Source organism: Halomonas daqiaonensis (assembly GCF_900109725.1).
GTDB lineage: Bacteria > Pseudomonadota > Gammaproteobacteria > Pseudomonadales > Halomonadaceae > Halomonas > Halomonas daqiaonensis.
On the sequence record NZ_FOBC01000010.1, the window covers coordinates 80,327 to 105,307 of the forward strand.

Below are 24,981 nucleotides of genomic sequence, written 5' to 3' on the forward strand. Positions count from 1 at the left end.
TCCTCCCTTGATGGAATCGCATGCTCGGCGGGTGCCTTTTTCAAGCTAGTCGTGACCGGAAGATAATCCCTTGGGTCTTCTGCCCCTTTCCGTGTAGGACACGACTGCAATGGTTCGTCGTCGCGGCTTTCAGGAAGGAGGTGAAGTCGCCGTTTTCAGGTCGGTGATCTCGCACCGACCCCGCCGAGCATGGCTGATATACTCTAACGACGATTTCCTCTTGCCCGGAGCCCGGTTAGTGTCTACCGATTCCCCTCTGATCATCGCCCTCGATTATGCCTCCCTTGATGCCGCCCTGTGCATGGCCGATAGCCTCGATCCCTCACGCTGTCGGCTCAAGGTGGGCAAGGAGCTCTTCACTCGCAGTGGTCCCGAGGTGCTCGATGCGCTTCACGGCCGCGGTTTCGAGGTGTTCCTGGATCTCAAGTTTCACGATATTCCCAACACCGTGGCCGGGGCGATCCAGGCCGCCGCCGAGCAGGGGGTATGGATGGTCAATGTCCATGCCGGCGGTGGCCGACGGATGATGGAGGCGGCACGCGAACGCCTGGACCGTCAGCGACTCTCGACCCGGCTGATTGCGGTGACGGTGTTGACGAGCATGGAAGCTGCGGACTTGGCAGAGGTGGGCATAGCGACTCCGCCTGCCGATCAGGTCGAGCGCCTCGCCGTTCTGGCCCGGGATAGCGGCATGGACGGGGTGGTCTGCTCGGCGCAGGAGGCGTCACGCCTGCGTGAACTCTGCGGCAGCGACTTTCTCAAGGTGACGCCTGGTATCCGGCCAAGCTTCGCCGTGGCGGGCGACCAGCGTCGCGTCATGGCCCCAGCCGATGCCATGGCCGCTGGCAGTTCCCATCTGGTGGTGGGGCGTCCGGTAACTCAGGCAGAGGAGCCGATGGCTGCCCTGGCCGCCATCGAGGCCGAGCTGGCCGGCCGCTGAGCCCGACTACTCCCCTTCTATGCCGTTGATCGGCTTGGTGGTGCCCCAGCTGCGACAGCGGGGACACTGCCAGTGCAGTCGTTCGCCTGAGAAGCCGCAGCGTCGGCAACGATGGCGCGGCAGGGCCTGCACCAGGGTGTGAATGTGGCGCTGCAGCAGTGCGAGGTGCTCATGCTCCTCTCCCTCGGCGTTGTGCCGGTAGAGGGTCAACAGGTAGTGGACCGCGCCCAGGCTGGGTTTCCTGTCGAGCTGGTCGGTGACCAGCGCCAGGGCGTCCCGGTCATTGCCCTGATGGTGGCGCAGCGTCTCGGCCAGCCTTGTGATAACGCTGGTGCCCGGTGCCTGTTGGAGGAGTTCCTGCAGGCAGCGGATCAGTCCTTCCTCGTCGTCCAGCAGACGGTAGGCGTGGGCCAAGGGCTCGATGATAGTGGGAGTGAAGGTGGAATCCTGGTCGGGAATCCGTCTTAGCAGCCGTACGGCGGGCTTGTACTGACCGGTGTCGTGTTCCATGGCGGCCAGTTGCAGGTTGGCGCGCACGCAGTGTGGGTCGGTGGCCAGCGCCTGGCGCAGGTGGCGCCTGGCCAGTACAGGGCTTGCCGAATGACGTTCCTGTTCGGCAAGTTCGCAGAGCCAGTGCGCCGCCGCGCGGCGGATGTCGTCGTGCTGGCGGACCAGCCTGGGCAGGGCGACATCCAGTGCGGCCTGCCATTCGCCTTCCCGCTCCAGCAGGTCGACCAGCAGCCGCCTGGCCGAATCGCGCCGCTCGTCATCCTGGCTATCGCGCACCAGGTTCTGCAGCAGGCGTTCGGCACGGTCGAGTAGCCCGAGGGCGAAAAAATCGCGGGAGAGCTCGAGCTGGACTCTCTCGCCCTGCTCGCCGGTCAGCGTCGGGCGGGCAAGCAGGTTCTGATGGATCTTCAGTGCGCGGTCGGCCTCGCCCCGGGTCCGGAAGAGGTTACCCAGCGCCAGGTGTGTCTCGATGGTGTCGCTATTGACTTCCAGTGCGCCGATGAAAGTTTCGATGGCCCGGTCCTGCTGGTCATTGAGCAGGTAATTTAGGCCGACGAAGTAATCTCGTGGCAGCGTCGGCGGCTGCGCTGCCTTACCGGAGCCCTGACGCTCCCGGCGGCCCAACCACCAGCCGGTGGCGACTGCCACCACCAGCAGGGCCAACAGGAAAACATCGGGCATTCTAGGGGAGTTCCTTCATCTCCTGGACGCGCAGGCGGTCGAGCTCCTTGCGCTGCTGCTGATTGTGCCGCTGGGCGCGGGTCAACAGGGTGCGCAGCCGAAGGTACACGCCGCTCATGGCGAGCATGCCCAGCAGCACGCCGACGGCCAGTGAGGCCAGTAGCCAGACGGAGAGCGAGGCTGCAGGAAGCTCGATCCAGATCAGGTTGAGGGGCAGGGCCTGCTGGTTATTGACGGCAAAGAGAATGCCGATCAGCAGCACCACCAGCAGGATGATGGCCAAGATCAGGCCTTTTAGCCAACGCATGTGCTTGTTCCCATGTCGGTTTAAGGAGAGACAGCGGTCGTGGGGCGCCGCTCATCAGTAGCCGAGCGCGCGGCTGGCATCCACCTGTTCGCGCAACTCCTTGCCGGGCTTGAAGTGTGGCACGAACTTGCCGTCGAGTGCGACCGGTTCACCCGTCTTGGGGTTGCGACCTACCCGGGGCTCCCGGTAGTGCAGCGAAAAGCTGCCGAAACCGCGGATCTCCACGCGTCCCCCCTCGGCCAGGGTATCGGTGATGTCGTCGAGGATCAGGCGTACCGCGGCCTCGACCTCCTTGACCGACAGCTCCGGCTGCCGCATGGCGATCTGTTCGATCAGTTCGGACTTGGTCATCGGCTCTACTCCGTGCGGTCCTGCCCGGGTCGACGCGATCCCGGCATTGTTGTTTTTCCAAAGCATACTGCGCAAGTCTCGAGAAAACAACGCACTACGACCTTTTCTCGAGCCGTGGGACAGAGAGGTGTCGGCGGGCTGCCGGTGGGGCAGCGCTCGGGTATACTGGCGCCACACTCATTCGACCCAACGAGGCCGACCTTGAACGACGATTCGTCTCCGGAAGCCACTCTCCGCAAGCGCCTCTACTGGCACTCGCGCCGCGGCATGTGGGAGCTGGACTTGTTGCTGATTCCCTTTCTCGAGCAATGCTATGGCGATCTGGACGAGGCGGACCAGGCGGCCTTTCGGTCACTGATCGAGGAGGAAGACCAGGACCTGTTCGCCTGGTTGATGCGCCGGGAATGGCCCGAGGATCCGGCCCGCCGGCGCATCGTCAAGATGATCGTCGAGCATGCCGAGACTACCGACAACGATCGCTATCGCAACCTCTAGGCTGTCGCTGGCCGCCCATGGGCTGATGGCCGCGCCGGTTGTCGGCCTTGTGGCAGTAGTGGCACCGCCGTGGGCCGGCGTGCTCGCGGTGATGGTGCTGGGTGGGGTCTTGGTGACGCTGGCCATGCAGCGCGTGCGCGGCGAGCTGCGTGGTATACCGAAGGTGACGGGTGGTGTGGTCTGGTGCTGGCGCGATAAGGCTGGCCAGGCCTGGCGCCCGGTGAGCCTGCACTGCGACTATCTTGGTCCCTTGCTGATCGGGCTGAGGGTCGAAGGACGACGCCTGTGGCTATGGCCCGACAGCAGCGATGCCGAATCGCTGCGGCGCCTGCGCCGGGAGCTGTTGCCACTGCCCTGAATACGCTGTCCACATCCGGCAGGGGGCGGGGGTTACATCGCCTTCAGGGCCTGCAGGTGGACCCGCGAGGGCTGCGGGGTTTTGTCGCCGTGGACCGGACAGTCAGGATTGAAGTGCAGGCCGCGGGACTCGCGCCGTGCACGGGCACAGGCCACGGTGAGGCGTGCCAGGCGCAGCGCATGCCAGAGATTCGCCAGAGGCACCGAGGGTGCGGCATCCCTAACCCGGGGCGCGAGACGGTCATGCAGTTGCGCCAGGCCCCGGGCGGCCTCCTCCAGCCCCTGGTCGGTGCGCACGATGGCCACGCGCGCGCTCATCAGCTGGCGCATCGCTTCGCGGATATCCTCGATGCTCTTCAGGGAGACAGGCTGCTGGCCCCACAGCGCAGGGGTCAGCTCGGCAACCGGCGCAGTTTCGGCGGTGTGCAGCCGTCGTGCACAGCTTCGGGCATAGACCAGACACTCCAGCAGGGAGTTGCTGGCCATGCGGTTGGCCCCATGCAGACCGGTGCAGGCCACCTCGCCGATGGCGTGCAGCCGCGGGATCGTGGTGGCGCCCCCGAGGTCGGTGGTGATCCCGCCGCAGCTATAGTGGGCGGCCGGCACGACCGGAATAGGCTGATGCACGATGTCGAGCCCACGACTGGCGCAGTGGGCATGGATGGTCGGGAAATGGTGACGGATGGCGGTCTCGCCGAGATGGCGGATATCCAGGAAGACATGGTCACTTCCGGTGCGCTGCATCTCGGCATCGATGGCCCGGGCAACGATGTCTCGGGGTGCCAGTTCTGCCCGGGCGTCCACTGCCGGCATGAAGCGTTCGCCCGCCGTGTTGATCAGCAGCCCGCCCTCGCCGCGGACTGCCTCGCTGACCAGGAAGGCGGGGCCCTCGGGATCATAGAGACAGGTGGGGTGGAACTGCTGGAACTCCAGGTTCATCAGTTCGGCGCCGAGCTCGGCGGCCATCATCATGCCCTCGCCGCTGGCTGGCTGGGGGCTGGTGGTATGGCGATAGAGGCCGCTGGCCCCGCCGCTGGCGAGCACGGTGTCCTCGGCCAGCAGTTCGTGCAGGCGACCATCGGCGTCCAGGCAGCGCGCTCCACGGCAGAAGCCCGTGCTGTCGGCGATCAGGCCGATGGCGGTGAGGTCACCGCACAGCCCGATGTTTGGATGGGCTTCTACATGCTGCTTGAGAGTCTCGACCACGGCACGGCCGGTGGCGTCATCGGCATGAATGATACGTCGTGCGCCATGGCCGCCCTCGCGGGTGAGGTGGTAGGGATAGCTGGCATCGGCACTCGCGTCTGGCGTGAAGGGGACGCCCAGTGACAGCAGCCACTCGATGGCCGAGGGCCCCTGCTCCACGGTGAAGCGCACCGCTAGCTCGTCGCACAGGCCGTCGCCCGCCACCAGTGTATCGGCCACATGGGCCTCGATGTCGTCCTGGGGGGAAAGCACGGCCGCAATGCCGCCCTGGGCCCAGCGGCTAGCGCCCTGGTCATCGCTGGCCGGTCTCAGTAGTGTGACGCGACGATGATCGGCCACCTCCAGTGCCAGTACCAGCCCGGCGACCCCACCGCCGATGACCAGCACCTCATGCGTGCGGTCTGTCATCTGCCTTTCCTTCTTGCGTATTGGCTCGTGCGCTGGCCGAGGAGGCCTCGGTGAGGCCATGGTCGGGTGCCCGGCGACGCAGCCGTCGGCTGGGAAGGCGCTCGAGCCCGCCCAGGCGCTGGATGAGGTCGGCAGTGAGGCGCGCCAGTTCTCGATTGAGCCACAGATAGCCGCTGGGACTGAAGAGCATGCGACCATCGGCGGAGCGAGCATTGCCGGCCAGTTCGGCATGACGCTGCAGCTCGAAGGGGGTGATCGTCACGTCGACCGGCTGGCCGGTCCGTACTTGGAAGGCCAGGGTGCCGATGTTCCGGGCCAGGGTATGCTGCTCCTCGCGAAGGCCGGCCATGGCATCGATGCGGTCATGCCCGTCACGACTGGTCCAGTGGGTCTCGAGCAGCAGCTCGATGGTGGAAAGCATGCGACGCTGCAGCGAGATGAGGTCGTCCAGTTCCTGTCGACTCAGGCGGCGCTCGCGATGCGTGGCATCCACCAGGCCTCGCTGCTTGACCAGCAGGCTGCTGGTGGCCTTGAGCAATTCGCGGGTATCGATGTCGAGGCCCTCGGTGGCCGAGGTATGAGCCTGGTAGAGACGGGCCATGCGGTCCAGATTGTCGGCCAGCATGAAACGCAGCATGTCGGTGGCTTTCTGCGGCAGTACCATCACCGTCACGGTGATGCCCACCAGGGTGCCGAGCAGCACGTCGAAGGCGCGCCACAGAGCGATATCGAGCTCCCGGGTGCCGTCGCCGATCACCAGCAGCAGGCTGATGGCGAACATCAGACCGCTGTAGCCGTGCCGGTTGCTGAAGGTCAACCAGGTGGCTGCGGCGATGCCGGCCAGGGCGGCAACGGGAACGAGGGGGGGCCAGGGCAGCGGCAGCAAGATCAGCAGCAGACCCCAGGCGGCGCCGAGCAGGGTGCCCAGCAGTCGCTGGCGCCCCTTGTCGAGTACACCGCCGATATGCGGGAGATTTCCCATCACCATGATGGTGCTGACCAGCGCCCAGCCGCTGTGCTGGATGGCGAAGAGCTCGATGATGCCGAAGGTGATGCACAGTGCCATCACGATGCGCAGCACATGCAGCTTGCGGCGATGCTGGTAATTGAAGTAGGGATCGCGCAGGCGCGGCAGTATCATGAAACGGCGTCCCGTTGGAGGGTCGCGGCCGACGCTTGCGGAAGAGTGCAGGAAAGCTGGTGCCCGGAGCCGGGCTCGAACCGGCACGGTGTTGCCACCGAGGGATTTTAAGTCCCTTGCGTCTACCAATTTCGCCATCCGGGCGGCACGGTTCCGAGCGGGGCAGCTAAGGGAATGGTGGAGGCTGGAGTCGGAATCGAACCGGCGTACACGGAGTTGCAGTCCGCTGCATAACCACTCTGCCATCCAGCCTCATGAGTCGTGCCATTCGTGGGGAATGGAGCGGGAAACGAGATTCGATCGGACCGGCGCACCGGCTCGCGACCCTCGCAGTCGCACGCATTGACTCTTGTTACTGCTTGCAAGTCTGGAGCGGGAAACGAGATTCGAACTCGCGACCCTCGCCTTGGCAAGGCGATGCTCTACCACTGAGCTATTCCCGCCTGACTCGAGAGCGAATTATAAGGATAAGTTGGTGACTGTCAAACACTTTTCGCCACGCCTCAGCGCATCGAGCTGCTCAGGTGAGGCCATGCCGCCTTGAGGTAGAGGAACATCGACCACAGCGTCAGCAAGGCCGCCACATAGAGGATTACCACGCCCAGCAGGGCCAGGAGGGTCCCCGGTGTGAAGGCCAGCAGCATCAGCAGGGCGATCATCTGCAGGGTCGTCTTGACCTTGCCGATCCATGAGACAGCCACCTGTCCACGCTTGCCCATTTCGGCCATCCACTCGCGCAGGGCCGAGATGACGATCTCACGGCCAATGATCACCAGCGCCGGCAAGGTCAGCCAGATGGCCTCGTAGCGCTCGATCAACAGGGCCAGTGCCACGGCTACCATGAGCTTGTCGGCTACCGGGTCGAGAAAGGCGCCGAAGGGCGTGGACTGGTCCCAGCGCCGGGCCAGGTAACCGTCGAGCCAGTCGGTCACCGCGGCCAGGCCGAACAGGGCGGCGGCCAGCAGCGTGCTCCAGGCGAAGGGCAAGTAGAACAGCACCACCAGCAACGGGATGAAAACGATTCTGGCCAGAGTAAGCAGGTTGGGTATGTTCATCGCGAGGTGCAATCCTTGCCTTGGGGTACCGGAAACTCCTTCATTCTATCCGCCGGAGCCTGACTCATCCATGCAAGGCACGATGAATCGTCTCGGCCAGGGTGACACTGATGCCGGGAACCCGGGCCAGCTCTTCCCGACTGGCTTGCTTGATCCCCTGCAGGCCGCCGAAAAAGCGTAGCAGATCGCGTCGGCGACGCGGCCCCACGCCGGGAATGTCCTGGAGGGTGGAAGTACGCCGTGTCTTGTCGCGCCGCGCCCGGTGGCCGGCGATGGCGAAGCGGTGCGACTCGTCGCGGATGTGCTGGATCAGGTGCAGGGCCGATGAGGCGCCGTCGAGGTCAAGGCTGCGGTCGACGGTTTCGACGAACAGCGTCTCGAGTCCCGCCTTGCGAGTTGTGCCCTTGGCCACGCCGAGCAGGATGATGCCGCTGATGCCGAGTTCGGCGAATACCTCCCTGGCCATGTTCAGCTGCCCTTTGCCACCATCGACGATCAGGATGTCCGGGCTTTCGCCCTCTCCTTCTTTGATCCGCTTGAAGCGGCGGGTGAGCGCCTGGTGCATGGCGGCATAGTCGTCTCCGGCAGCCACGCCCTCGATGTTGAAGCGGCGATAGTCGGACTTGCGTGGCCCGTTCTCGTCGAATACCACACAGGAGGCTACCGTGGCCTCACCGTGGCTGTGGCTGATGTCGAAGCACTCCAGGCGGCGGGGGGTGTCCTCGAGTTCGAGGGCCTCGCGCAGGGCCGAGAAGCGCTTCGACAGCTGGGTCTGGCTGGCCAGCTGGCTGGCCAGCTGTTGTTCGGCATTGGTGCGGGCCAGCTCGCGCCACTGGGCGCGATGGCCCCTGACCTGGTCGGTCAGGCGAGTGCGCTTGCCGGCGCGTTCGCCGAGTGCCCGGGCGATCAGCTCGGCATCCGGTACCGGGTGGCTGGTGATCACCTCGGCGGGGATCTCCCTGGCCTGACCCAGGTAGAACTGGCTGATGAAGTCGCCGAGCAGTGCCTCAGGTCCCAGGTCGAGTCCGTTGGCCGGGGCATGGTGCCGGGCCCCCAGCAGGCGGCCCTGGCGTACCGTGAGTACCGAAATGCACAGCGCCCCCGGGCGGCTGGCCAGTGCGAAGACATCGGCATCGCCGCCGCCGGTGTCGACGAACTGGCGCTGCTGCATCTGGCGCAGGTGCTGGACCTGGTCGCGCAGCCGGGCGGCCTCTTCGAAGTCCAGCCGTGCACTGGCGGCCTCCATGGCCTCATTCAGTTCGCGGGTCACCGCGTCGCTCTTGCCCTCGAGGCACATCACCGCATGTTCCAGGTCACGCCGATAATCCGCCTCGCTGATGTAGCCCACACAGGGGGCGCTGCAGCGCTGGATCTGGTACTGCAGGCAGGGGCGAGTGCGGTGGGCGAAGACACTGTCTTCGCAGTTGCGGATGCGGAAGATCTTCTGCATCAGCGACAGGCTTTCGCGCACGGCGCCACTGCTGGGGTAGGGGCCAAGGTACCGGCCGTCGTCGCGGCGCACCCGGGCGCGTTTGTACTCCAGGGCGGGGAAGGGATGGCGGTCGCTGACGAAGACGAAGGGGTAGGACTTGTCGTCGCGAAGCAGAATGTTGTACGGCGGGCGCAATTCCTTGATCAGCGTCTGCTCGAGCAGCAGGGCTTCGGTCTCGCTGTTGGTCACCGTCACCTGGATGTCGGCGATGCGCCCGACCAGGGCCTGGGTCTTGGTGTTGAGCGCACCGCGAAAGTAGCTCGCCAGGCGTGCCTTGAGGCGACGCGCCTTGCCGATATAGAGGGTCTCGCCCTGCTCGTCGAGCATGCGGTAGACCCCCGGGGATTCGCTGACGCTGCCGAGGAAGTCGCGGGAATCGAAGCTCATGGAGACGGCGTGCCGGGGACGGGAAGCGGAGCCACCATTCTACCAGATCGGTACTGTCGAGAACGGGCTCAGTCGGCGTCGGTGAAGCCATCGACCAGGCCGTGGCGCAGGCCGAGGTGGGTCAGCTCCACATCGGAGGTCACGCCGAGCTTCTCGAAGATCCGGTAGCGGTAGGTGTTAACGGTCTTGGGGCTGAGGAACATGCGGTCGGCGATGTCGGCGACGCGCTGGCAGTTGACGACCATCATCGCAACCTGAAGTTCGCGCTGGGAGAGCTGGTCGAAGGGATTGTCCGGCGCATCGATGCGCGAGAGTACCAGCCGCTGAGCGATCTCCGGGCTGACATAGCGCTTGCCCCCGAAGACGCAATGGATCGCCTCGACCATCTCCTCGTGCTGGCAGCCCTTGCTGATGAAGCCGTGGGCCCCGGCCTCGAGCAGGCGCTGGGCAAAGGTCTCCTCGATGAAGGCCGTCAGGACCAGGATGCGGATGTCACCGGTGAAGCGTTTGATCTTGCGAGTTGCCTCCAGGCCGCCGATCCCGGGCATGCGGATATCCATGATCACGATGTCCGGCTCGAGTTTGCGCGCCATGGTGATGGCCTCCTCGCCATCGGCGGCCTCACCGACCACGCGAATACCGCGTTCGGCATTCAACAGGTGGGCGATGCTGGTCCGTACCAGGTGATGGTCATCGGCGACGAGAACCCTGATCAACGCAGACGCTCCTGAAACGTGGTGGGTGAGTATCGTCCCGAGGCGGGCCCCGGCCAAGTAAGGAAGGTGCCAAGGTGCCAAGGTGCCGGACGGCTCGGTATCAGTATTGTCAGGGTGACATATCCCGTCCCTAAGGGGAATTGGTCCAAGGCAGACGCGCGAAATTGCCCGCGAAAGGTTGACGCATGCCACAGGGCTGAGTAGTATCCGCTCCGTTCTCGCACGGTGGGAACCATGTGGGGCCTTAGCTCAGCTGGGAGAGCGCAACACTGGCAGTGTTGAGGTCAGCGGTTCGATCCCGCTAGGCTCCACCAAAAAGAACATCCGAATCAGCCCCTTGGCGACATCCGCCAGGGGGCTTTTTCGTGTGCTGGTAAAAACCGGGAAAATACTGAGAAAACTCCACACCGTTCAGCGGCTGCTTGCGATCTGGTCGAGCATCATCTGGACGAGGAAGCTCATCGGCTTATCACCCCACCAGGCCTGACATCCTCCGTTACGCACGTCTAACAGTGCAGTACCCTGTAGGTCAGGTCCGTTATCAGGGAGAGGCCATCGTGGGGTTTCGCTTCCAGCGTCGCATTTGTCTCGCACCCGGGGTGCGACTCAACACCTGCAGGCTGCGTCCCGGTCTGTCGGTCGGCCCGCCCAGCATTCGACTGCAGCTGGCAATCGAAGAGGGGGGCGAAGATCTACCGGTTCTTCTCGATATCGCCGCCAACGGGGATATCCGTTACCGTCATGACGATGGCCGCCGTTTTCTCGATGCCGAGGCCCGAGCGCTGCGGCGTAATGGCGAGGGTGCAATACGCGCAGCGCTCGAGTCACACTGTGAGCAACTCAATGCCGATCTTGACCGGCTTGGTCGCCTCCATGAAGAGACGCCGCCACCGGGTGCCACTGGCTATCAGCCGCGCAGCTTCCCGGTCTCTCCTCCTTCGCCGATACCCCTGGAACAACCCGACTGGCGGCATGCCCTCTGGCCGGCAGCCCGGGCTCGGCTCGAGAGTGAGAACGCGCGCCGTGAGGCGTCACACGCGCAGGCCTATCGTGACTGGGAATGGCAGAAGGCCGAGTTCGATGCCCGCGAGTTCGCGCGTCAGCAGCGCGAGGAGGTGGCGGCCTGGGATGATGCCGATGCCATGCAGCAGACGCTGGAGGAGCGGTTGGACGAGCTTGGTTGGCCGCGGGAGACGTTGATCGACTTCGAGCTGAGTGACGACCTTCGCACTATCGCCCTGGACATTGACCTGCCCGGCGATGACGAACTCCCCGATCGCTACTGGGCCATGCCGGCCAAGCGAGTCAAACTCTCGCCGCGCAAGCTTGGCGTCACGCAGCAGCGCGAGCTCTATCGGCGTCACCTACATGGCGTGGCCTTTTGCGTTCTGGGTATTGTCTTTGCCCGGCTACCGCGAATCGAACACGTCCTGATCGCCGGCTATCGCCAGGTCGAGGATCCGGCCGGTGGCGATGTCCGCGCTCAGTACCTTTTCAGTGCCAAGGTTTCCCGCGAGGCGTGGGAGCGTATCGATTTCGACCGACTGGAGCGACTCGACCCGGCGGAGGCCTTGGCGGATTTTCCCCTTCGGCGCGAGACCACGCGGGCCGGCATCTTCCGCGCCATTACGCCCTTCGAGCTGGACTGGCGCAGGCGTTGACGCCTGCCGCACGCATCTGCGGGCCTTTCGCCCGCATGGTGGCAGTCAATCGGACGAGGCCTGGCCTGCGCTGAGGATATGGTGCAGGCCGGCACACTCCACCATGGAGTCGTCACAGTTGATCACAATGTCGGAGCGGGCCAGCACGTAGCTCTTGCCGGTAATGGTGTTCTCCACGACCGTATGAGGTCCCTCCTGTCGCGTGCCGGTGAACTCGCCGATGAAGCCGGTCTCGCGCAGCGAGATGGTCTCCAGCTTGTCGCCGGGTTCGATAGTGCCCTCGTGACGCATCAGCGCCAGGCGTGCCGAGGTGCCCGTGCCGGTGGTGCTGCGACAGATCACTCCCGGGTGCACATAGGTGGCCGAGCGCGAGCGGTAGAAGTCGTCCGCCACCTGCTCGACGGGGCCCATGAAGTGCAGGAAGGGCAGCGGGCCCACATCGCCCAGGGTGTAGTGGGAGAAGCCTCGCTCGGCCTGGATCGCCTCAACGATCTTGTGAGCGCACGCGGCGAGCTCCCGCTCCTCGTCGCGGTTGAGATGGAAGCCCAGTTCGGTGGCGTCCACCAGGGCGTAGAAGCCGCCACTATAGGCCACCGAGTAGGTCACTTCCCCCAGGCTCGGCACGTGAATCGATGTTCGGTAGGTGTCGATGTAACTGGGCAGTCCCCCACAGGTAATGGCCTCCACCACGCCGTTCTCTATCACCGCCTCGATCTGCACCAGGCCCGCCGGCGACTCCAGCTTGAAGCGCTGGCGTCCCTCCTGCTTGGGCACCAGTCCGCTTTCCAGCACCGCGGTGGCGGTGCAGATGGTGTTGGAGCCGGAGTAGATCGGATAGCCCATCACCTCCATGATGATGTAGCCAGCCTCGGCGGCCGGATCGGTGGCGGGTACGATCAGGTCCACCGACATCTCGGGAATGCCGTAGGGCTCCTCCAGCAGCAGCTTGCGCAGGCCATCGGCATCGTCGCGCAGGTAGTGCATCTGATCACGCACCGTGGCGCCGGGCAGGGGCTCGATGCCACCCACCACGATACGGCTGACATCACCGCCGGCATGGGTGTCGATCAGTTGCAGGGTCAGTTCCTGGCTCATGAGTGTCCCTCGAGGGCGAAGGGCGCGCCGTGATCGTCCCATTGGCTATCGGGGACGATCACGATCTTGCCCAGGAAGTTGCTGTCGCGGCTGACGAAGTAGCGCTCGGCCTGGTGCAGGTCGGAGAGCCGGAAGGCGGCGTGCAGCACCGGCTTGAGTTCACCGGAACGGATCCAGCCGATCAGCTGCTCGGCTTCCTCGCGGGTGCCGTGGGAGACGCCGAAGATCTGCACCTGGTAGAGGTAGATGCGCGTCCACAGTATCTCGCTGATATTGCCGCCGCTGGCTCCGGCGATGGATAGCCGTGGATAGCTGGTGCGGGCCTTCATGTCCTGGATCATGGTGTCGATGAAGCAGTCGGTCATCTCGCCGCCAACTAGGTCCATCACTGCATCGATAGGCGCGCCATCGGTGGCCTCGAGCACTCGTTCGGCGAAGCCCTCCAGGTCGCCACGGTCGATCACCGCCTCGGCGCCCATTGCCTTGAGTGCCTCGGCCTTCTCCTGCTGACTCACCGCATAAGGCACGGCACCGACGATACGGCACAGCTGGATCAGGGCGGTGCCGACCCCGCCGCTGGCGCCGCTGACCAGTACCCGCTCGCCGGCCTTCACACCGGCGGACGTCATCATGTGATAGGCGGTCTGGTAGGAGCACATGCCCATGGCGGCGAGCTCGGCATCGCTGAGCTCGGGGTTGGGCACATGGTGAAACTGATCCGAGGGCACGGCGACATACTCGGAAAAGCCGCCGTCGGCGCCGTGGCCGTAGTAATCCGGGGTCAGGTTGATGTCCCGCCGGGCATCCGGATAGAGGTTGAAGTCGAGCAGGCCGCGCTCATTGATGCGCGAAGGATCGACGCCTTCGCCCACGGCAACGACGCGCCCGGCGATGTCGGCACCCTGGATGCGTGGGAAGGTCAGGGTGGGTTCGCCACCCATGGCAAACGACGTGACCTCGCCCTTCTTGACCGGATAGAGTCCTTCGCGGGCCTTGCGGTCGGTGTTGTTCTTGGCAGTCGCCGTGACCTTGACCAGCACCTCGCCGGGCCCTGGCTGAGGGGTCGGCACATCGTCATGATAAACCAGCATGTCGACGTCGCCGTGCCCGGTCAGCAGCATGGCGGCCATGGTGTCAGGAAGGGACTGGCTGCTCACTCGAAGTCTCCTTTTGTCTTGAAAGAACCAACTGGTTCAGAAGATAGCAGACTTCCCCGCCCTGAGATTATCCCCCTTTGCCCTCATACGTGGTGAGGCGGAGTCGAGCCTATCCGCCGTCGCGGTGCCAGAAGGGCTGACCTACCGTTGGCGTGCTGGGGCTGGCGGTCTGGCGCTGCTGCATCAGCCCGGCCAGGTAGGCCTTGCGCCCGGCCGTGATGGCCTCGGCAAAGGCTTCGGCCATCAATGCGGGGCGGTGGGCCTTGGCAACGGCGGTGTTGAGCAACACGCCGTCGAAGCCCATCTCCATGGCCTCGGCGGCCTGGGACGGTGCCCCCAGGCCGGCATCGATGATCAGCGGTACATCGAGACGCTGGCGCAGGGTCGTGAGGGCGTAGCGGTTCATCAGGCCGAGACCGGTGCCGATGGGCGAGCCCCAGGGCATCAGCGCCTCGCAGCCGGCGTCGCGCAGCCGCTGGCAGAGGATCAGGTCATCGGTGCAATAGGGCAGCACCTTGAAGCCTTGGCCGATCAGCTCCCGGGCGGCCTCCAGCAGGCCGAAGGGGTCCGGTTGCAGGTTATAGTCGTCGCCAATCACCTCGAGCTTGATCCAGGGCGTGTCGAACAGCTCGCGAGACATCTGGGCGAGGGTGATCGCTTCCCGAGCCGAACGGCAGCCGGCGGTGTTGGGCAACAGCCGGCAGCCGCTGTCGCGCAGGATCTGCCAGAAGGCATCGCCGTCGCCCGATGCGGGATTCTGCCGGCGCAGCCCCAGGGTGACCATCTCGCAACCGGCGGCCTGGATGGCCTCCTGCATCACCGTGGGCGAAGAATAGAGAGCAGTGCCGAGCAGGAAGCGGCTGGTGAAGGTCTCGCCGTAGAGCGTCAGGGCGTCATCGTGTGCAGCGTTCATCAGCCACCTCCCACCGGCGCTACGATATCGATGCGGTCGTCGTCCTTCAGGACTTGTTCGGTATAGGCGGAGCGGGGTACGAACTCGCCGTTGATCGCCACGGCCACCCGGCGGTCGGCGTAGTGCCAGGTGTGCAGGGCGTCGGCGAGCGATGTGCCGGCGGGAAGACGGGCGGGCTCGTCGTTGAGGCGCAAGGTGATCTCGCTCATGCAACGTTCTCCTGCGGCGGGCGTGCCGCCAGGGTATCAGCAAAGGGCCGGTCGCCGTGGTCGCGGACCACGGCCAGCAGGTGGCAGACTACGGCGGGTGCCAACAGGTAGCCGTGTCGGAACAGGCCATTGGCGGTGATCAGCCCTTCCCGTTGGGTGACATGGGGCAGATTGTCGAGGAAGGCCGGACGCAGGTTGACGCCCTGCTCCAGGATGCGAGCCTCGGCAAAGGCTGGCGAGAGGGTATAGAGGGCGCTGCCAAGCTCCAGTGAGGACTGCAGCGACATGGGCGAACGATCCTCGCTCTCGATCTGAGTAGCCCCGATGACGAACCGATGCGCCGGCTTGGGTACTACATAGAGCTGGTAGCGCGGATGCATCAGCCTTACAGGACGCGACAGCCGAATCTCGTCAGTCTGGACGTGCAGGGTCTCGCCACGCACGCCCCGCAGGCTTGGATGGCGCTGCCGTGCACCGGTACCACGACAATCGATGACCAGGTTGAAGCGCCGTCGGCCTTCGGCTGTGACCACCTCGCCGGGGAAGGTATCCACCGGGCAGTGAGCATGACACTCTCCGCCCAGAGCGCGAATCTCGTCCAGCAGGCGAGTGAGCAGGGCGCGGTTGTCCAGATGGGCCTCGTCCGGCAGGTAGAGCCCCTGGCGGAAGCCGGGTGCCAGGTCGGGTTCCAGCCGTTGGACTTCCCGGTCATCGAGGGTCTGGCAGGGTGAAGTGCCGCCGAGGGCATGGTCGAGATCGCGGCGGAACTGGGTGAGCTCGCCCAGGTCCTGGGGGTGTGCCACCATCAGGCTGCCGGTCTGCTGCCACAGCGAAGCGGCGTCGAGGGCCTCGAGCCAGTGTGGCCATTGGGCCAGGGCGAAGCGGCCCATGTCATAGACGCAGCGCTCGGAGATCGCCGTCTCGCACAAGGGGGCGACCATGCCGGCCGCCGTCCAGGCGGCGCCAGGCGGGGTATCCAGGTCCCCGGCATCATACAGGGTCACGGCGTAGCCATCGCGTAGCAGTTGCCAGGCGACCAGGCGACCCAACAGGCCGGCGCCGGCGACGGCGATGTGATCGGAGGTGAGTGTCAAGATAGCGGTCATCCAGCGATAGACATGGCTGACCAGGCGAGTTGGCGGCAGGAAGCGAGCAGGCGTGACACGCGCTTGTTCCCTCCGCAGGCATCAACCTGATCAGGTTCAACGGGTTCGGCCGTACCGATCTCAGCCCCCGTGTACCGCTCCATGAGCGTACCGGGGCTCCCCGACAAGTCCTGCCAACATAACCAAAGATGCCCGGGCACGCAATCTCGTGGCGTGCCCGGGCATCCTTGGGGGTGGCGTCCGGTTTGACTCAGGCGCAGTCGGCGGCGCCCTCGCCGTACATGTCGAACAGCAGTTCGCGGCCCAGGTCGGTCAGCACTAAGCGCTGCTGCTCATTCCAGGTGGCGGCCTGGCTGGTCTCGAGGATGTGCTGGCAGGACCGCCAGTCGCGGTCGGCCGACTCGAGCGCCTTCAGTTCGCTGCGGTCGAGGCCACGGTGCGGAACAGTGACCGTCTCCAGCACATGCCCATGGCGATAGAGCAGGGCGGCCATGTTGGAGAGGCATTGTCGCAGGCTACGCTGCATGCCGGTGTTGCTGGGGGTGTCGTGTGTCATGCTGCGCATCTCCTTGAGGGATTATGCTGCAACGCATTATACACACGACGAAGGTCGATGTCATACCAAGGTCTAAGATGTCATCCTTCCTTAGCCTTCCACACGTCCCAACAGCAGGAACTCGATCAGCGCCTTCTGGGCATGCAGGCGATTGCCGGCCTCCTGCCAGACCACGGCACGCGGGTCATCGAGCAGGGAGGTGCTGATTTCTTCGCCGCGGTGAGCCGGCAGGCAGTGCAGAAAGAGCACGTCATCCTTCGCCCGGTCGAGCATGGCCTCGCTCACCTGGAAGCCGGCGAAATCCGCCTCGCGGCTGGCCTGCTCCTCTTCCTGGCCCATGGAGGCCCAGACGTCGGTGGTGACGAGGTCGGCGTCCGTCACGGCCTGCTGGGGGTCATGGAGGAGGGTCACCCGCTCGCCGGCGGCCGCGAGGATATCCTGGCGTGGCTCGTAGCCTTCCGGACAGCAGATGCGTAGCTGGAAATCGAACTGGCGGGCGGCGTTGATCCAGGAGTGGCACATGTTGTTGCCATCGCCGATCCACACTGCGGTGCGGTCCTTGACGCTGCCACGCAGTTCGGTCCAGGTCATGATGTCGGCAAGCAACTGGCAGGGGTGGTAATCGTCGGTGAGGGCGTTGATCACCGGCACCTCGCTGGCGGCGGCATACTCCTCGAGACCGGCGTGGGAAAATGTGCGGATCATCACCGCGTCGACCATCTCCGCCAGCACTCGCGCGGTATCGCCGATGGGTTCGCCGCGGCCGAGCTGGGTATCGCGGGGCGAGAGGAAGAGCGCATGTCCACCGAACTGGGCCATGGCGGTCTCGAACGAGACTCGGGTGCGGGTCGAGGACTTCTCGAAGATCATCGCCAGAGTGCGGTTGGTGAAAGGTGCGTAGGTAGGCCCGTGGGTCTTCAGGCCGTTCTTGATCGAGATGGCACGCTGTATCAGGTAGCGCAGCTCGTCCGGACTGAGGTCAAGCAGGGTGAGGAAATGGCGAGTGGCCATGGCGTCGCTCCACGGGAAAAAACGACCATCCTAGCCAGCCCACGGGGGATGCGCAACGCGTCCGTCATCAGTAGAATGGCTTCCATCCACAAGGCCGACCAGCCTACTCGGGTATTATCCGGAGAGCTGGCGGCTTCGGTCTATCGAGGCCCGGTCCATCGAGATCCGGACAAATGAAAAAGGGAGACGTCATGAGCACCACCGTCGAGAACATCGAGCGCCAGATCGGCGAGAACCCCATCCTCATCTACATGAAGGGCACTCCCCAACTGCCGCAGTGCGGCTTTTCTGCCCAGACCGTCCAGGCCCTGATGGCCTGCGGGGAGCGCTTCGCCTTCGTCAATGTGCTGGACAACCCGGACATCCGTGCCGAGCTGCCCAAGGTGGCCAACTGGCCGACCTTCCCGCAGCTATGGGTCGATGGCGAGCTGGTCGGCGGCTGTGACATCGTGGTCGAGATGCACCAGAACGGCGAGCTGGAAAAGCTGGTCAAGGAAACTGCCGCCAAGCACAAGGACGATGCCTGAGCAGCGCCAAGCTAGAAGCGCCGAGCCGCCAAGCTGTTCGGTGACGGGCGGCAGGTAGCGAGGCACAAACGCGAAACCCCATCGGATTAACCTCTGGTGGGGTTTCTTGCTAGGTGTTGCTGATTGAACCTAGCCTCCGCTTGGCCGCTTGGCCGCTTGGCCGCTTGGCCGCTTGGCCGCTTGGCCGCTTGGCCGCTTGGCCGCTTGGCCGCTTGGCCGCTTATGGCTACTCTTCCATCCCCTGCTCCTTCTGGGCCAGGGCCCAGCCCCCCAGATCCTTGTAGCGATTGACCATGGCACAGAACAGCTCGGCGGTGCGCTCGGTATCGTAGCGCGCCGAGTGGGCTGCGCTGTTGTCGAACTCGATACCCGCGGCGCGACAGGCTCGGGCCAGCACGGTCTGGCCGTAGATCAGGCCGCCGAGCGATGCCGTGTCGAAGCTCGAGAAGGGGTGGAAGGGGTTGCGCTTGATGCCGCAGCGGCTGACCGCCGCGTTGAGGAAGCCGTGATCGAAGGCGGCGTTGTGGCCGACCAGCACGGCCCGGGTGCAGCCATGGGCCTTGATGGACTTGCGAACGGGTCGGAAGATCTCGCCCAGTGCCTCGGCTTCGCCGACGGCAACCTGGCGGCGCAGCGGGTCATCGAGGCGGATGCCGGTGAAGTCCAGCGCCGATTGCTCCACGTTGGCTCCCTGGAAGGGAGTAACGTGGTAGGCATAGGTGGCGTCGGGGATCAGGTTTCCCTCCGGATCCATGGTCAACGTGACCGCGGCGATCTCGAGAATCGCATCGCGCTCGGGATTGAATCCGCCGGTTTCCAGGTCCACTACCACGGGCAGGAAGCTGCGGAATCGCTGCGCCATGAGTTCGCGGGCGATCGCCTCGCTCATGCACCTCTCCTTGTCTGGGCCATCGTATCTCGAAACCGCGAAAGTCTAGCAGCTTGCCATCAGCGAGTCGCGTCGCCGGTATTCGCTGCAGGCTCGGCGCGCTATAATCGTTGTCTTTGCGAACGTTACGAGAGGAGCCTCAGCATGTCCGATGTCAAGAAGGTCGTGCTCGCCTATTCCGGCGGCCTGGACACGTCCGTCATCGTCAAGTGGTTGCAGGAAACCTATGACTGCGAGGTCGTGACCTTCACCGCCGACATCGGCCAGGGCGAGGAGGTCGAACCGGCCCGTGCCAAGGCCGAGGCGCTGGGCGTCAAGGAGATCCACATCGAGGATCTGCGCGAGGAGTTCGTGCGCGACTACGTCTACCCGATGTTCCGGGCCAACACCATCTACGAGGGCGAGTACCTGCTCGGCACCTCCATCGCCCGTCCGCTGATTGCCCGCCGACTGATCGAGATCGCCAACCAGACCGGTGCCGACGCCATCTCCCATGGCGCCACCGGCAAGGGCAACGACCAGGTGCGCTTCGAGCTCGGCGCCTATGCGCTGAAGCCGGGCGTCAAGGTGATCGCGCCATGGCGCGAGTGGGATCTCACCTCGCGCGAGAAGCTGATGGGCTATTGCCAGCAGCACGACATTCCGGTGGACTTTTCTTCCAAGAAGAAGTCGCCGTACTCGATGGATGCCAACCTGCTGCACATCTCCTACGAGGGCGGCATCCTCGAGGACCCCTGGGCCGAGGCCGAGGAGGACATGTGGCGCTGGAGCGTCTCGCCGGAAGCCGCACCGGACACCCCCACCTATATCGAGCTGACCTACGAAAAGGGTGACATCGTGGCCATCGACGGCGTACCGATGAAGCCCCACGACATCCTCGAGAAGCTCAACAGGCTGGGTGGCGACAACGGCATCGGTCGTCTCGACATCGTCGAGAACCGCTATGTGGGCATGAAGTCTCGTGGCTGCTACGAGACCCCGGGTGGCACCATCATGCTGCGTGCCCATCGCGCCATCGAGTCGTTGACCCTCGACCGCGAGGAAGCGCATCTCAAGGACGAGCTGATGCCCAAGTACGCCGAGGTGATCTACAACGGCTACTGGTGGAGCCCGGAGCGTCGCATGCTGCAGGCAGCCATCGACGAGACCCAGAAGAATGTCTCTGGTGTGGTGCGCATGAAGCTCTACAAGGGCAATGCCACCGTGGCGGGCCGTCGGTCCGACCAGTCGCTCTTCGACGAGTCCATTGCCACCTTCGAGGACGATGCCGGCGCCTACGACCAGAAGGATGCCGAGGGCTTCATCAAGCTCAACGCCCTGCGCCTGCGCATCGCCGCCGGCAAGGGTCGCAAGCAGGACTGAGCTTGACCTTCTTGATGCCTTGCTCGACGCCGGCTAACCGCCGGCGTCGTCGATTCGAGGCGTAACACCTGCGAGGACAGCACGATGTTCAAGAAACTGTTTTCCGGCCTACTCGGCGGTGGCGACGGCAAGTCTGGCAACGCCGCTACCGCCGACCCCGTGGAGTACAAGGGCTACCTGATCATTTCCGAACCCGCCGATCAGGGCGGCCAGTACCGCGTCAGCGGCTGGATCCGCAAGCCGCTGCCTGCCGCCGACGGAGAGGATGGCGAGATGCTCGAGCATCGCTTCGAGCGTTCCGACATGCTGCCCGGTCGTGAGGCCTGTGATGCCCTGATGGTCAGCAAGGCGCAGCGTTACATCGATCAGGTCGGTGACGAGATGTTCTCGCCGCGCTGAGACTCGCTTTATACTTCAGGACATGCTGATCCGTTCCGTGTTTCGGAGTCTTCATGCGCCTGCTGCACCGCACTTCCCCCTGGCGAGAACTCTTTGCCACCGACGCGCTTCCCGACCCCAGCGGCTGGCCGCCGCTGTTGGATCCGCTGCGTCAGGCCCTGGTGGGCCTGGGATCCGCTCCTGAACTGAACGAGGCATATGCCTGGCAGGGCCAACTGGTGGACGCCCTGGCCCGACTCGACCTGCCTGCCTGGCGTATCAGCCAACTGATCAGCGACCATAACGACTGGCTCTACCGGCGAGCCATCATGCTCTCCCTGGAGGAGATGCGTGGCCTGGGCTGGGGGGCGCCTCCGGTTGCCTTTTGCGTGCTGACTCTGGGATCAGGGGCACGCCACGAGAGCCTGCTGGCCCCGGACCAGGACAACGCCATGATCATCGCCGATTATCCCGATGACCGGCATACCGAGATCGATGGCTACTTCCAGGCCCTGGGCGAGCGTTTCACCGAGCGTCTCGATACCGCCGGGATTCCGCTATGCCAGGGCCATGTCATGGCCCGCTGGCCAATGTGGCGCAAGCGGCTCTCGGCGTGGCGCGCCCAGCTCGAGATCTGGACCGCGGAGCGTCGCGTCAAGCGGGTCCAGCAGGCCAATATCCTGCTCGATTTCCACCCGGTCTTTGGCGAGAGCTCGCTGGCCGAGGTCCTGGCCGGACGGGTGGCCCGGCTGCTGCCGGCATCGCACCTCTTCCTCGACGAGATGGCCAGCCTGCTCGATGACCTGCCGGTGGCCCTGGATCGGCTTTGCCGGCTGAGCAGTAACGACGAGAAAGCGCCCCATGAGCGGGCCATCAACCTCAAATACCAGGGTGTGCTGCCACTGGTGAATACCGTTCGCCTGCTGTCACTGCGCCACGGCGTGCGTCCGCCGGATACCCGCTCGCGGCTGGTGGCGCTGGTGATGCAGGAGGTGCTCAGCGCGGAGCGCGCACAGGCACTGACCGCAGCGTTCGAGCGGTTGCAGACGCTGATGCTCGACGAGCAGCGCCTGGCCCTGACCGAGGGGCGTACCCCGGATGGCTGGGTGGATATCGCCCGCCTGGGCGAGGACCAACGTCAGTTACTGCGTCACGACCTGTTGCAGATTCGCGCTTTTCAGAGAAAAGCGCGGAAGCCATAACCGGGCTTCGCCCGGAGCTGTAAGCTTTACGCTGTAAGAAAAAGTCCTTGTTATCAGCTAGCTGAGAGGTGGCACCCCGGTCTTGCGGCTTACGGCTTACGGCTTCTCTTCCGGTTTCTCCGCCGGCGCCTCGGGCAACTCCATCACCAGGCAGGCACCGCCCAGCTGTGGTGCCTTCTCGACCCACAACCGTCCGCCCAGATGGGCGACGATGCCGCGGCTGATGGGTAAGCCCAGCCCGCTGCCGCGAGGGCGACCGCGGGCCTCGCCACCGTCCTGTTGCTGGATCTGGTGGAATTTCTCGAAGACCCGTTCGCGCTCGTCCTCGGCGATGCCGGGTCCGTTGTCTTCCAAGGCGAGACGGTAGTTGTTCTTGTAGCGCTCGAGGTGCAGCAGCACCTTCGGGTCATCGTCGTCGGCGAACTTGCCGGCATTGTCGAGCAGGTTGATGATCACCTGTTCGAGGCGGTCCGGGTCGCCGATGACCATTGCTGTCTCGGGAGTGATCTCGACCTCCAGGGTCACCCCACGATTTTCCTGCAGCCGGTGCACCGCATCCACGCTGTGGCGGGCCAGGGCGACCAGGTCCAGGCGCTGGGGCTCCAGGGTGAGGCGCCCGCTCTCGAGCCTCGCCAGATCGAGGATCTCCTCGATCAGCCGCGAGAGCCGCTGGCTCTCGCGCACTACCACGTCGAGGAAGTGGCGGCGCTTCTCGTCGGGAAGGTCGTCGCTGTCGCGCAGGATCTCGGCAAAGGCGCGGATCGACGTGAGGGGCGTACGCAATTCGTGGCTGACCATGGCCACGAACTCGTCCTTGAGGCGGTCCAGCTCGCGCAGACGTTCATTGGCCGCGCGCAGTTCCTCGCTGGTGCGTGCCAACTCGTTGGATTTCTGCTCCAGGCGACGGTTGACCTCCAGGGTCTCGGAGGTGGTATCGAGGATGCTGAGGATTGATTCGAGGTCAAGGGCCTCGCCGCGTACCACCGAGTCGATCAGTACCCGGGCCGACGCACTACCCAGCGAACCGGCCAGGGCCTGCTCGGAACGGGCCGTCAGCTCCGGCGGCGCGGGCTGGCTGTCGTCGGCGGCCTCGTCGGGGTGGCTGGCGAAGACGCGGGCGGTGGCGGCGCCCCCCAGGTAGCGGTCGAGCAGGGCGCGCAGCTCGCCAAGCGTGGTCTGGCCCTGCCACAGCGAGGTTTCCATCAGCCCGGGATGCATGGCCTCGGTGAACAGTGCCGCCTGGGTCTGCTCCAGGGGAGACTGGCGGGTGAACAGCGAGATGCCCACCAGTAGGCCGGCATTGGCGGTCAGGCTCCACAGCAGCGAGTGGGTGTAGATGTCCCAGCCCTCGAGTCCGAACAGGGCATAGGGTCGCAGCCAGGAGAGCCCCCAAGGACCTTGGTCGAGGAAGCCGGCATCCAGCCAGCCCGACTGGGCAAAGCCTGGTATCAACAGGGTCCAGGCCCAGACCAGGAAGCCCGCGCTCATGCCCAGCCCGGCCCCGAGGCGGTTGGCGCCGCGCCAGTACATCCCGATCAGCAGTGCCGGCGCGAACTGGCAGGCGGCGGCGAAGGAGACCAGACCGATGGTCACCAGGCTGTAGGCGTCGCCGATCAGCGCATGGTAGAGATAGCCGAGCAGCAGAATCAGCAGGATGGCTACCCGGCGGATGCGCAGCAGCCAACTGGCGAGCTCCCCTCGGGTGCTCAGGTGGAGGTGACGAGAGCGCAGCAACAGCGGCATCACCAGTTGGTTGCTGACCATGGTCGACAGCGCAATGGTCTCGACGATCATCATGCCGGTGGCGGCGGAGAGCCCGCCGATGAAGACCAGCAGCGGCACCCCCGTCAGGCCGGCATGCAGCGGCAGGGTGAGCACGAAGCTGTCCGGATCGCTGCTGACGTCGCCCAGCAGCAGCCCGGCCAAGGCAATGGGGATCACGAAGAGGTTGATCACCAGCAGGTAGAGCGGGAAGAGCCAGCTGGCGCGCTTGAGGTGCCGTTCGTCGACGTTCTCTACCACCAGTACCTGGAATTGCCGCGGCAGGGTGAGAAAGGCCAGGAACGCCAGCACCAGCATGCCCACCCAGCCCAGGGCACCGCCGGGCACCGCTTCCAGGCTCATCAGCCGGGTGAGCTCGGGCATGGCGACGACCTGGGCGAACAGGTCCGCCGGGCCGTTGAAGAGCACGAAGACGGTGAAGACCCCGACCGTGAGGAAGGCCACCAGCTTGACCAGCGACTCGAAGGCGATGGCCGCCACCATGCCTTCGTGGCGCTCGCTGGCGTCCAGGTGGCGAGTGCCGAAGAGGATGATGAATACCGCCAGCACCAAGGCGACCCAGAAGGACTTGTCGGCCCAGAAACTCTCGTCGGCCAGGCGCAGCTCGGCGGCCTGCGGGTAGTTGACCAGCACCGCGTGACTCACGGTGATGGCCTTCAACTGCAGGGCGATGTAGGGAGTGATCCCGATCAGGGCGATCAGGGCCACCAGGGCCCCGAGGCTCGAGCTCTTGCCATAGCGGGCGCTGATGAAGTCGGCGATGGAGGTGATACGTTGGGCGCTGGCGATGCGCACCATCTTGCGAATCACGAAGGGGGCCATCAGCATCGCCAGCGTCGGGCCCAGGTAGATCAGCAGGAAGCTGGGGCCGTACTGGGTCGCGCGACCCACGCTGCCGTAGAAGGTCCAGGCGGTGCAGTAGACGGCAATGGAGAGCGCATAGACGGTGGGCGAGCCGATCAACGAGCGGCCCTGCTCCGCGCGGCGATCCCCCCAGGCGGCGATGACGAAGAGCAGTGCCAGGTAGCCGAAGGCCACCGTCAGGACCACGAAGCTGCTTCTCATGGAGTGTCAGCCTGCATCCGGA

General features: G+C 64.9%; 25 protein-coding genes, 4 tRNA genes and 1 riboswitch. Of the genes, 9 read left to right on the plus strand and 20 right to left on the minus strand.

Annotation, left to right across the window (positions count from 1 at the left end):
• Nucleotides 1–238: 238 nt before the first annotated feature.
• The gene (gene pyrF / locus BMY30_RS09900; RefSeq protein ID WP_089713160.1) at nucleotides 239–940 is read left to right on the plus strand and encodes an orotidine-5'-phosphate decarboxylase; all 702 of its coding nucleotides are present in this window, start codon (nucleotides 239–241) and stop codon (nucleotides 938–940) included.
• Between the two features lie 6 nt (nucleotides 941–946).
• Here pyrF and lapB read toward each other — a convergent pair whose 3' ends face one another.
• Genes lapB through BMY30_RS09915 form a run of 3 tightly spaced genes read right to left on the minus strand, consistent with a single transcriptional unit; the run spans nucleotide 947 to nucleotide 2,789 of the window.
• Nucleotides 947–2,131 carry a lipopolysaccharide assembly protein LapB gene (gene lapB / locus BMY30_RS09905; protein ID WP_089713162.1) on the minus strand — a complete coding sequence of 395 codons (1,185 nt, stop codon included), beginning with the start codon at nucleotides 2,129–2,131 and terminating at the stop codon, nucleotides 947–949.
• Nucleotide 2,132: 1 nt separating this feature from the next.
• Entirely contained in the window at nucleotides 2,133–2,438 is a 306-nt protein-coding gene (locus BMY30_RS09910; protein WP_089713164.1) for a lipopolysaccharide assembly protein LapA domain-containing protein, read from the minus strand.
• Nucleotides 2,439–2,492: 54 nt separating this feature from the next.
• Entirely contained in the window at nucleotides 2,493–2,789 is a 297-nt protein-coding gene (locus BMY30_RS09915; protein WP_040187190.1) for an integration host factor subunit beta, read from the minus strand.
• A gap of 201 nt (nucleotides 2,790–2,990) precedes the next feature.
• Between BMY30_RS09915 and BMY30_RS09920 the strand changes: the two genes are divergently transcribed.
• Both BMY30_RS09920 and BMY30_RS09925 read left to right on the plus strand, forming a co-directional pair.
• Entirely contained in the window at nucleotides 2,991–3,284 is a 294-nt protein-coding gene (locus tag BMY30_RS09920) for an FAD assembly factor SdhE (RefSeq protein WP_089713167.1), read from the plus strand.
• Entirely contained in the window at nucleotides 3,244–3,642 is a 399-nt protein-coding gene (locus tag BMY30_RS09925) for a protein YgfX (protein WP_139195504.1), read from the plus strand. Before BMY30_RS09920 ends, BMY30_RS09925 begins: the two co-directional genes overlap by 41 nt.
• Nucleotides 3,643–3,674: 32 nt before the next feature.
• Here BMY30_RS09925 and nadB read toward each other — a convergent pair whose 3' ends face one another.
• The 8 genes from nadB to uvrY all read right to left on the minus strand — a co-directional run bounded on the left by nadB (nucleotide 3,675) and on the right by uvrY (nucleotide 10,046).
• On the minus strand, nucleotides 3,675–5,255 hold the full coding sequence (gene nadB, locus BMY30_RS09930; protein ID WP_089713171.1) for an L-aspartate oxidase: 1,581 nt from the start codon (nucleotides 5,253–5,255) through the stop codon (nucleotides 3,675–3,677).
• Nucleotides 5,236–6,396, minus strand: a complete 1,161-nt coding sequence (locus tag BMY30_RS09935; protein ID WP_089713173.1) for an FUSC family protein — start codon at nucleotides 6,394–6,396, stop codon at nucleotides 5,236–5,238. The genes nadB and BMY30_RS09935 overlap by 20 nt, the downstream gene beginning before the upstream one ends.
• A 57-nt stretch (nucleotides 6,397–6,453) precedes the next feature.
• Nucleotides 6,454–6,540, minus strand: a tRNA-Leu gene (locus tag BMY30_RS09940).
• 34 nt (nucleotides 6,541–6,574) lie between these two features.
• Nucleotides 6,575–6,648, minus strand: a tRNA-Cys gene (locus BMY30_RS09945).
• A 116-nt stretch (nucleotides 6,649–6,764) separates the two neighbouring features.
• Nucleotides 6,765–6,839, minus strand: a tRNA-Gly gene (locus BMY30_RS09950).
• 60 nt (nucleotides 6,840–6,899) lie between these two features.
• The gene (pgsA, locus tag BMY30_RS09955) at nucleotides 6,900–7,451 is read right to left on the minus strand and encodes a CDP-diacylglycerol--glycerol-3-phosphate 3-phosphatidyltransferase (RefSeq protein WP_089713175.1); all 552 of its coding nucleotides are present in this window, start codon (nucleotides 7,449–7,451) and stop codon (nucleotides 6,900–6,902) included.
• 64 nt (nucleotides 7,452–7,515) lie between these two features.
• On the minus strand, nucleotides 7,516–9,330 hold the full coding sequence (gene uvrC / locus BMY30_RS09960; protein WP_089713177.1) for an excinuclease ABC subunit UvrC: 1,815 nt from the start codon (nucleotides 9,328–9,330) through the stop codon (nucleotides 7,516–7,518).
• A gap of 68 nt (nucleotides 9,331–9,398) precedes the next feature.
• A complete protein-coding gene (gene uvrY, locus BMY30_RS09965) occupies nucleotides 9,399–10,046 on the minus strand; it encodes a UvrY/SirA/GacA family response regulator transcription factor (RefSeq protein ID WP_089713179.1) in 648 nt (215 codons plus the stop codon).
• Nucleotides 10,047–10,284: 238 nt separating this feature from the next.
• Here uvrY and BMY30_RS09970 point away from each other — a divergent pair.
• Both BMY30_RS09970 and BMY30_RS09975 read left to right on the plus strand, forming a co-directional pair.
• Nucleotides 10,285–10,360: transfer RNA gene (locus BMY30_RS09970), tRNA-Ala, on the plus strand.
• Nucleotides 10,361–10,603: 243 nt separating this feature from the next.
• On the plus strand, nucleotides 10,604–11,707 hold the full coding sequence (locus tag BMY30_RS09975; protein WP_089713181.1) for a DUF4236 domain-containing protein: 1,104 nt from the start codon (nucleotides 10,604–10,606) through the stop codon (nucleotides 11,705–11,707).
• Nucleotides 11,708–11,752: 45 nt separating this feature from the next.
• Here BMY30_RS09975 and BMY30_RS09980 read toward each other — a convergent pair whose 3' ends face one another.
• From BMY30_RS09980 to argF, 7 genes are all read right to left on the minus strand, one after another.
• A complete protein-coding gene (locus BMY30_RS09980) occupies nucleotides 11,753–12,802 on the minus strand; it encodes a proline racemase family protein (protein WP_089713183.1) in 1,050 nt (349 codons plus the stop codon).
• Nucleotides 12,799–13,932 carry a zinc-binding dehydrogenase gene (locus tag BMY30_RS09985; protein WP_089713242.1) on the minus strand — a complete coding sequence of 378 codons (1,134 nt, stop codon included), beginning with the start codon at nucleotides 13,930–13,932 and terminating at the stop codon, nucleotides 12,799–12,801. The genes BMY30_RS09980 and BMY30_RS09985 overlap by 4 nt, the downstream gene beginning before the upstream one ends.
• Nucleotides 13,933–14,068: 136 nt before the next feature.
• Nucleotides 14,069–14,872, minus strand: coding sequence for a thiazole synthase (locus tag BMY30_RS09990; protein ID WP_089713185.1), 804 nt, complete (start codon nucleotides 14,870–14,872; stop codon nucleotides 14,069–14,071).
• Entirely contained in the window at nucleotides 14,872–15,081 is a 210-nt protein-coding gene (gene thiS / locus BMY30_RS09995; RefSeq protein ID WP_089713187.1) for a sulfur carrier protein ThiS, read from the minus strand. The genes BMY30_RS09990 and thiS overlap by 1 nt, the downstream gene beginning before the upstream one ends.
• On the minus strand, nucleotides 15,078–16,175 hold the full coding sequence (gene thiO / locus BMY30_RS10000) for a glycine oxidase ThiO (RefSeq protein WP_244516175.1): 1,098 nt from the start codon (nucleotides 16,173–16,175) through the stop codon (nucleotides 15,078–15,080). The genes thiS and thiO overlap by 4 nt, the downstream gene beginning before the upstream one ends.
• Before the next feature lie 62 nt (nucleotides 16,176–16,237).
• Nucleotides 16,238–16,360: riboswitch (TPP riboswitch) on the minus strand.
• Nucleotides 16,361–16,437: 77 nt separating this feature from the next.
• Nucleotides 16,438–16,743 (minus strand): hypothetical protein, encoded by a 306-nt coding sequence (locus BMY30_RS10005; RefSeq protein ID WP_089713189.1) that lies wholly within the window; start codon nucleotides 16,741–16,743, stop codon nucleotides 16,438–16,440.
• 90 nt (nucleotides 16,744–16,833) lie between these two features.
• On the minus strand, nucleotides 16,834–17,754 hold the full coding sequence (argF, locus tag BMY30_RS10010) for an ornithine carbamoyltransferase (RefSeq protein ID WP_089713191.1): 921 nt from the start codon (nucleotides 17,752–17,754) through the stop codon (nucleotides 16,834–16,836).
• Between the two features lie 191 nt (nucleotides 17,755–17,945).
• Between argF and BMY30_RS10015 the strand changes: the two genes are divergently transcribed.
• Nucleotides 17,946–18,281, plus strand: a complete 336-nt coding sequence (locus BMY30_RS10015; RefSeq protein ID WP_089713193.1) for a Grx4 family monothiol glutaredoxin — start codon at nucleotides 17,946–17,948, stop codon at nucleotides 18,279–18,281.
• 226 nt (nucleotides 18,282–18,507) lie between these two features.
• Here BMY30_RS10015 and rnt read toward each other — a convergent pair whose 3' ends face one another.
• Nucleotides 18,508–19,170 carry a ribonuclease T gene (rnt, locus tag BMY30_RS10020; protein WP_089713195.1) on the minus strand — a complete coding sequence of 221 codons (663 nt, stop codon included), beginning with the start codon at nucleotides 19,168–19,170 and terminating at the stop codon, nucleotides 18,508–18,510.
• A gap of 144 nt (nucleotides 19,171–19,314) precedes the next feature.
• Here rnt and BMY30_RS10025 point away from each other — a divergent pair, with 144 nt between their 5' ends.
• From BMY30_RS10025 to BMY30_RS10035, 3 genes are all read left to right on the plus strand, one after another.
• Nucleotides 19,315–20,532 carry an argininosuccinate synthase gene (locus BMY30_RS10025; RefSeq protein WP_089713197.1) on the plus strand — a complete coding sequence of 406 codons (1,218 nt, stop codon included), beginning with the start codon at nucleotides 19,315–19,317 and terminating at the stop codon, nucleotides 20,530–20,532.
• 84 nt (nucleotides 20,533–20,616) lie between these two features.
• Complete coding sequence (locus BMY30_RS10030; protein ID WP_089713199.1) at nucleotides 20,617–20,931, plus strand: HlyU family transcriptional regulator; 315 nt, start codon at nucleotides 20,617–20,619, stop codon at nucleotides 20,929–20,931.
• Between the two features lie 53 nt (nucleotides 20,932–20,984).
• Complete coding sequence (locus tag BMY30_RS10035; protein WP_089713201.1) at nucleotides 20,985–22,112, plus strand: DUF294 nucleotidyltransferase-like domain-containing protein; 1,128 nt, start codon at nucleotides 20,985–20,987, stop codon at nucleotides 22,110–22,112.
• Nucleotides 22,113–22,208: 96 nt separating this feature from the next.
• Here the strand turns inward: BMY30_RS10035 and BMY30_RS10040 are convergent, their stop codons facing one another.
• Nucleotides 22,209–24,959, minus strand: coding sequence for an ATP-binding protein (locus BMY30_RS10040; RefSeq protein ID WP_089713203.1), 2,751 nt, complete (start codon nucleotides 24,957–24,959; stop codon nucleotides 22,209–22,211).
• Nucleotides 24,960–24,981 lie beyond the last annotated feature (22 nt).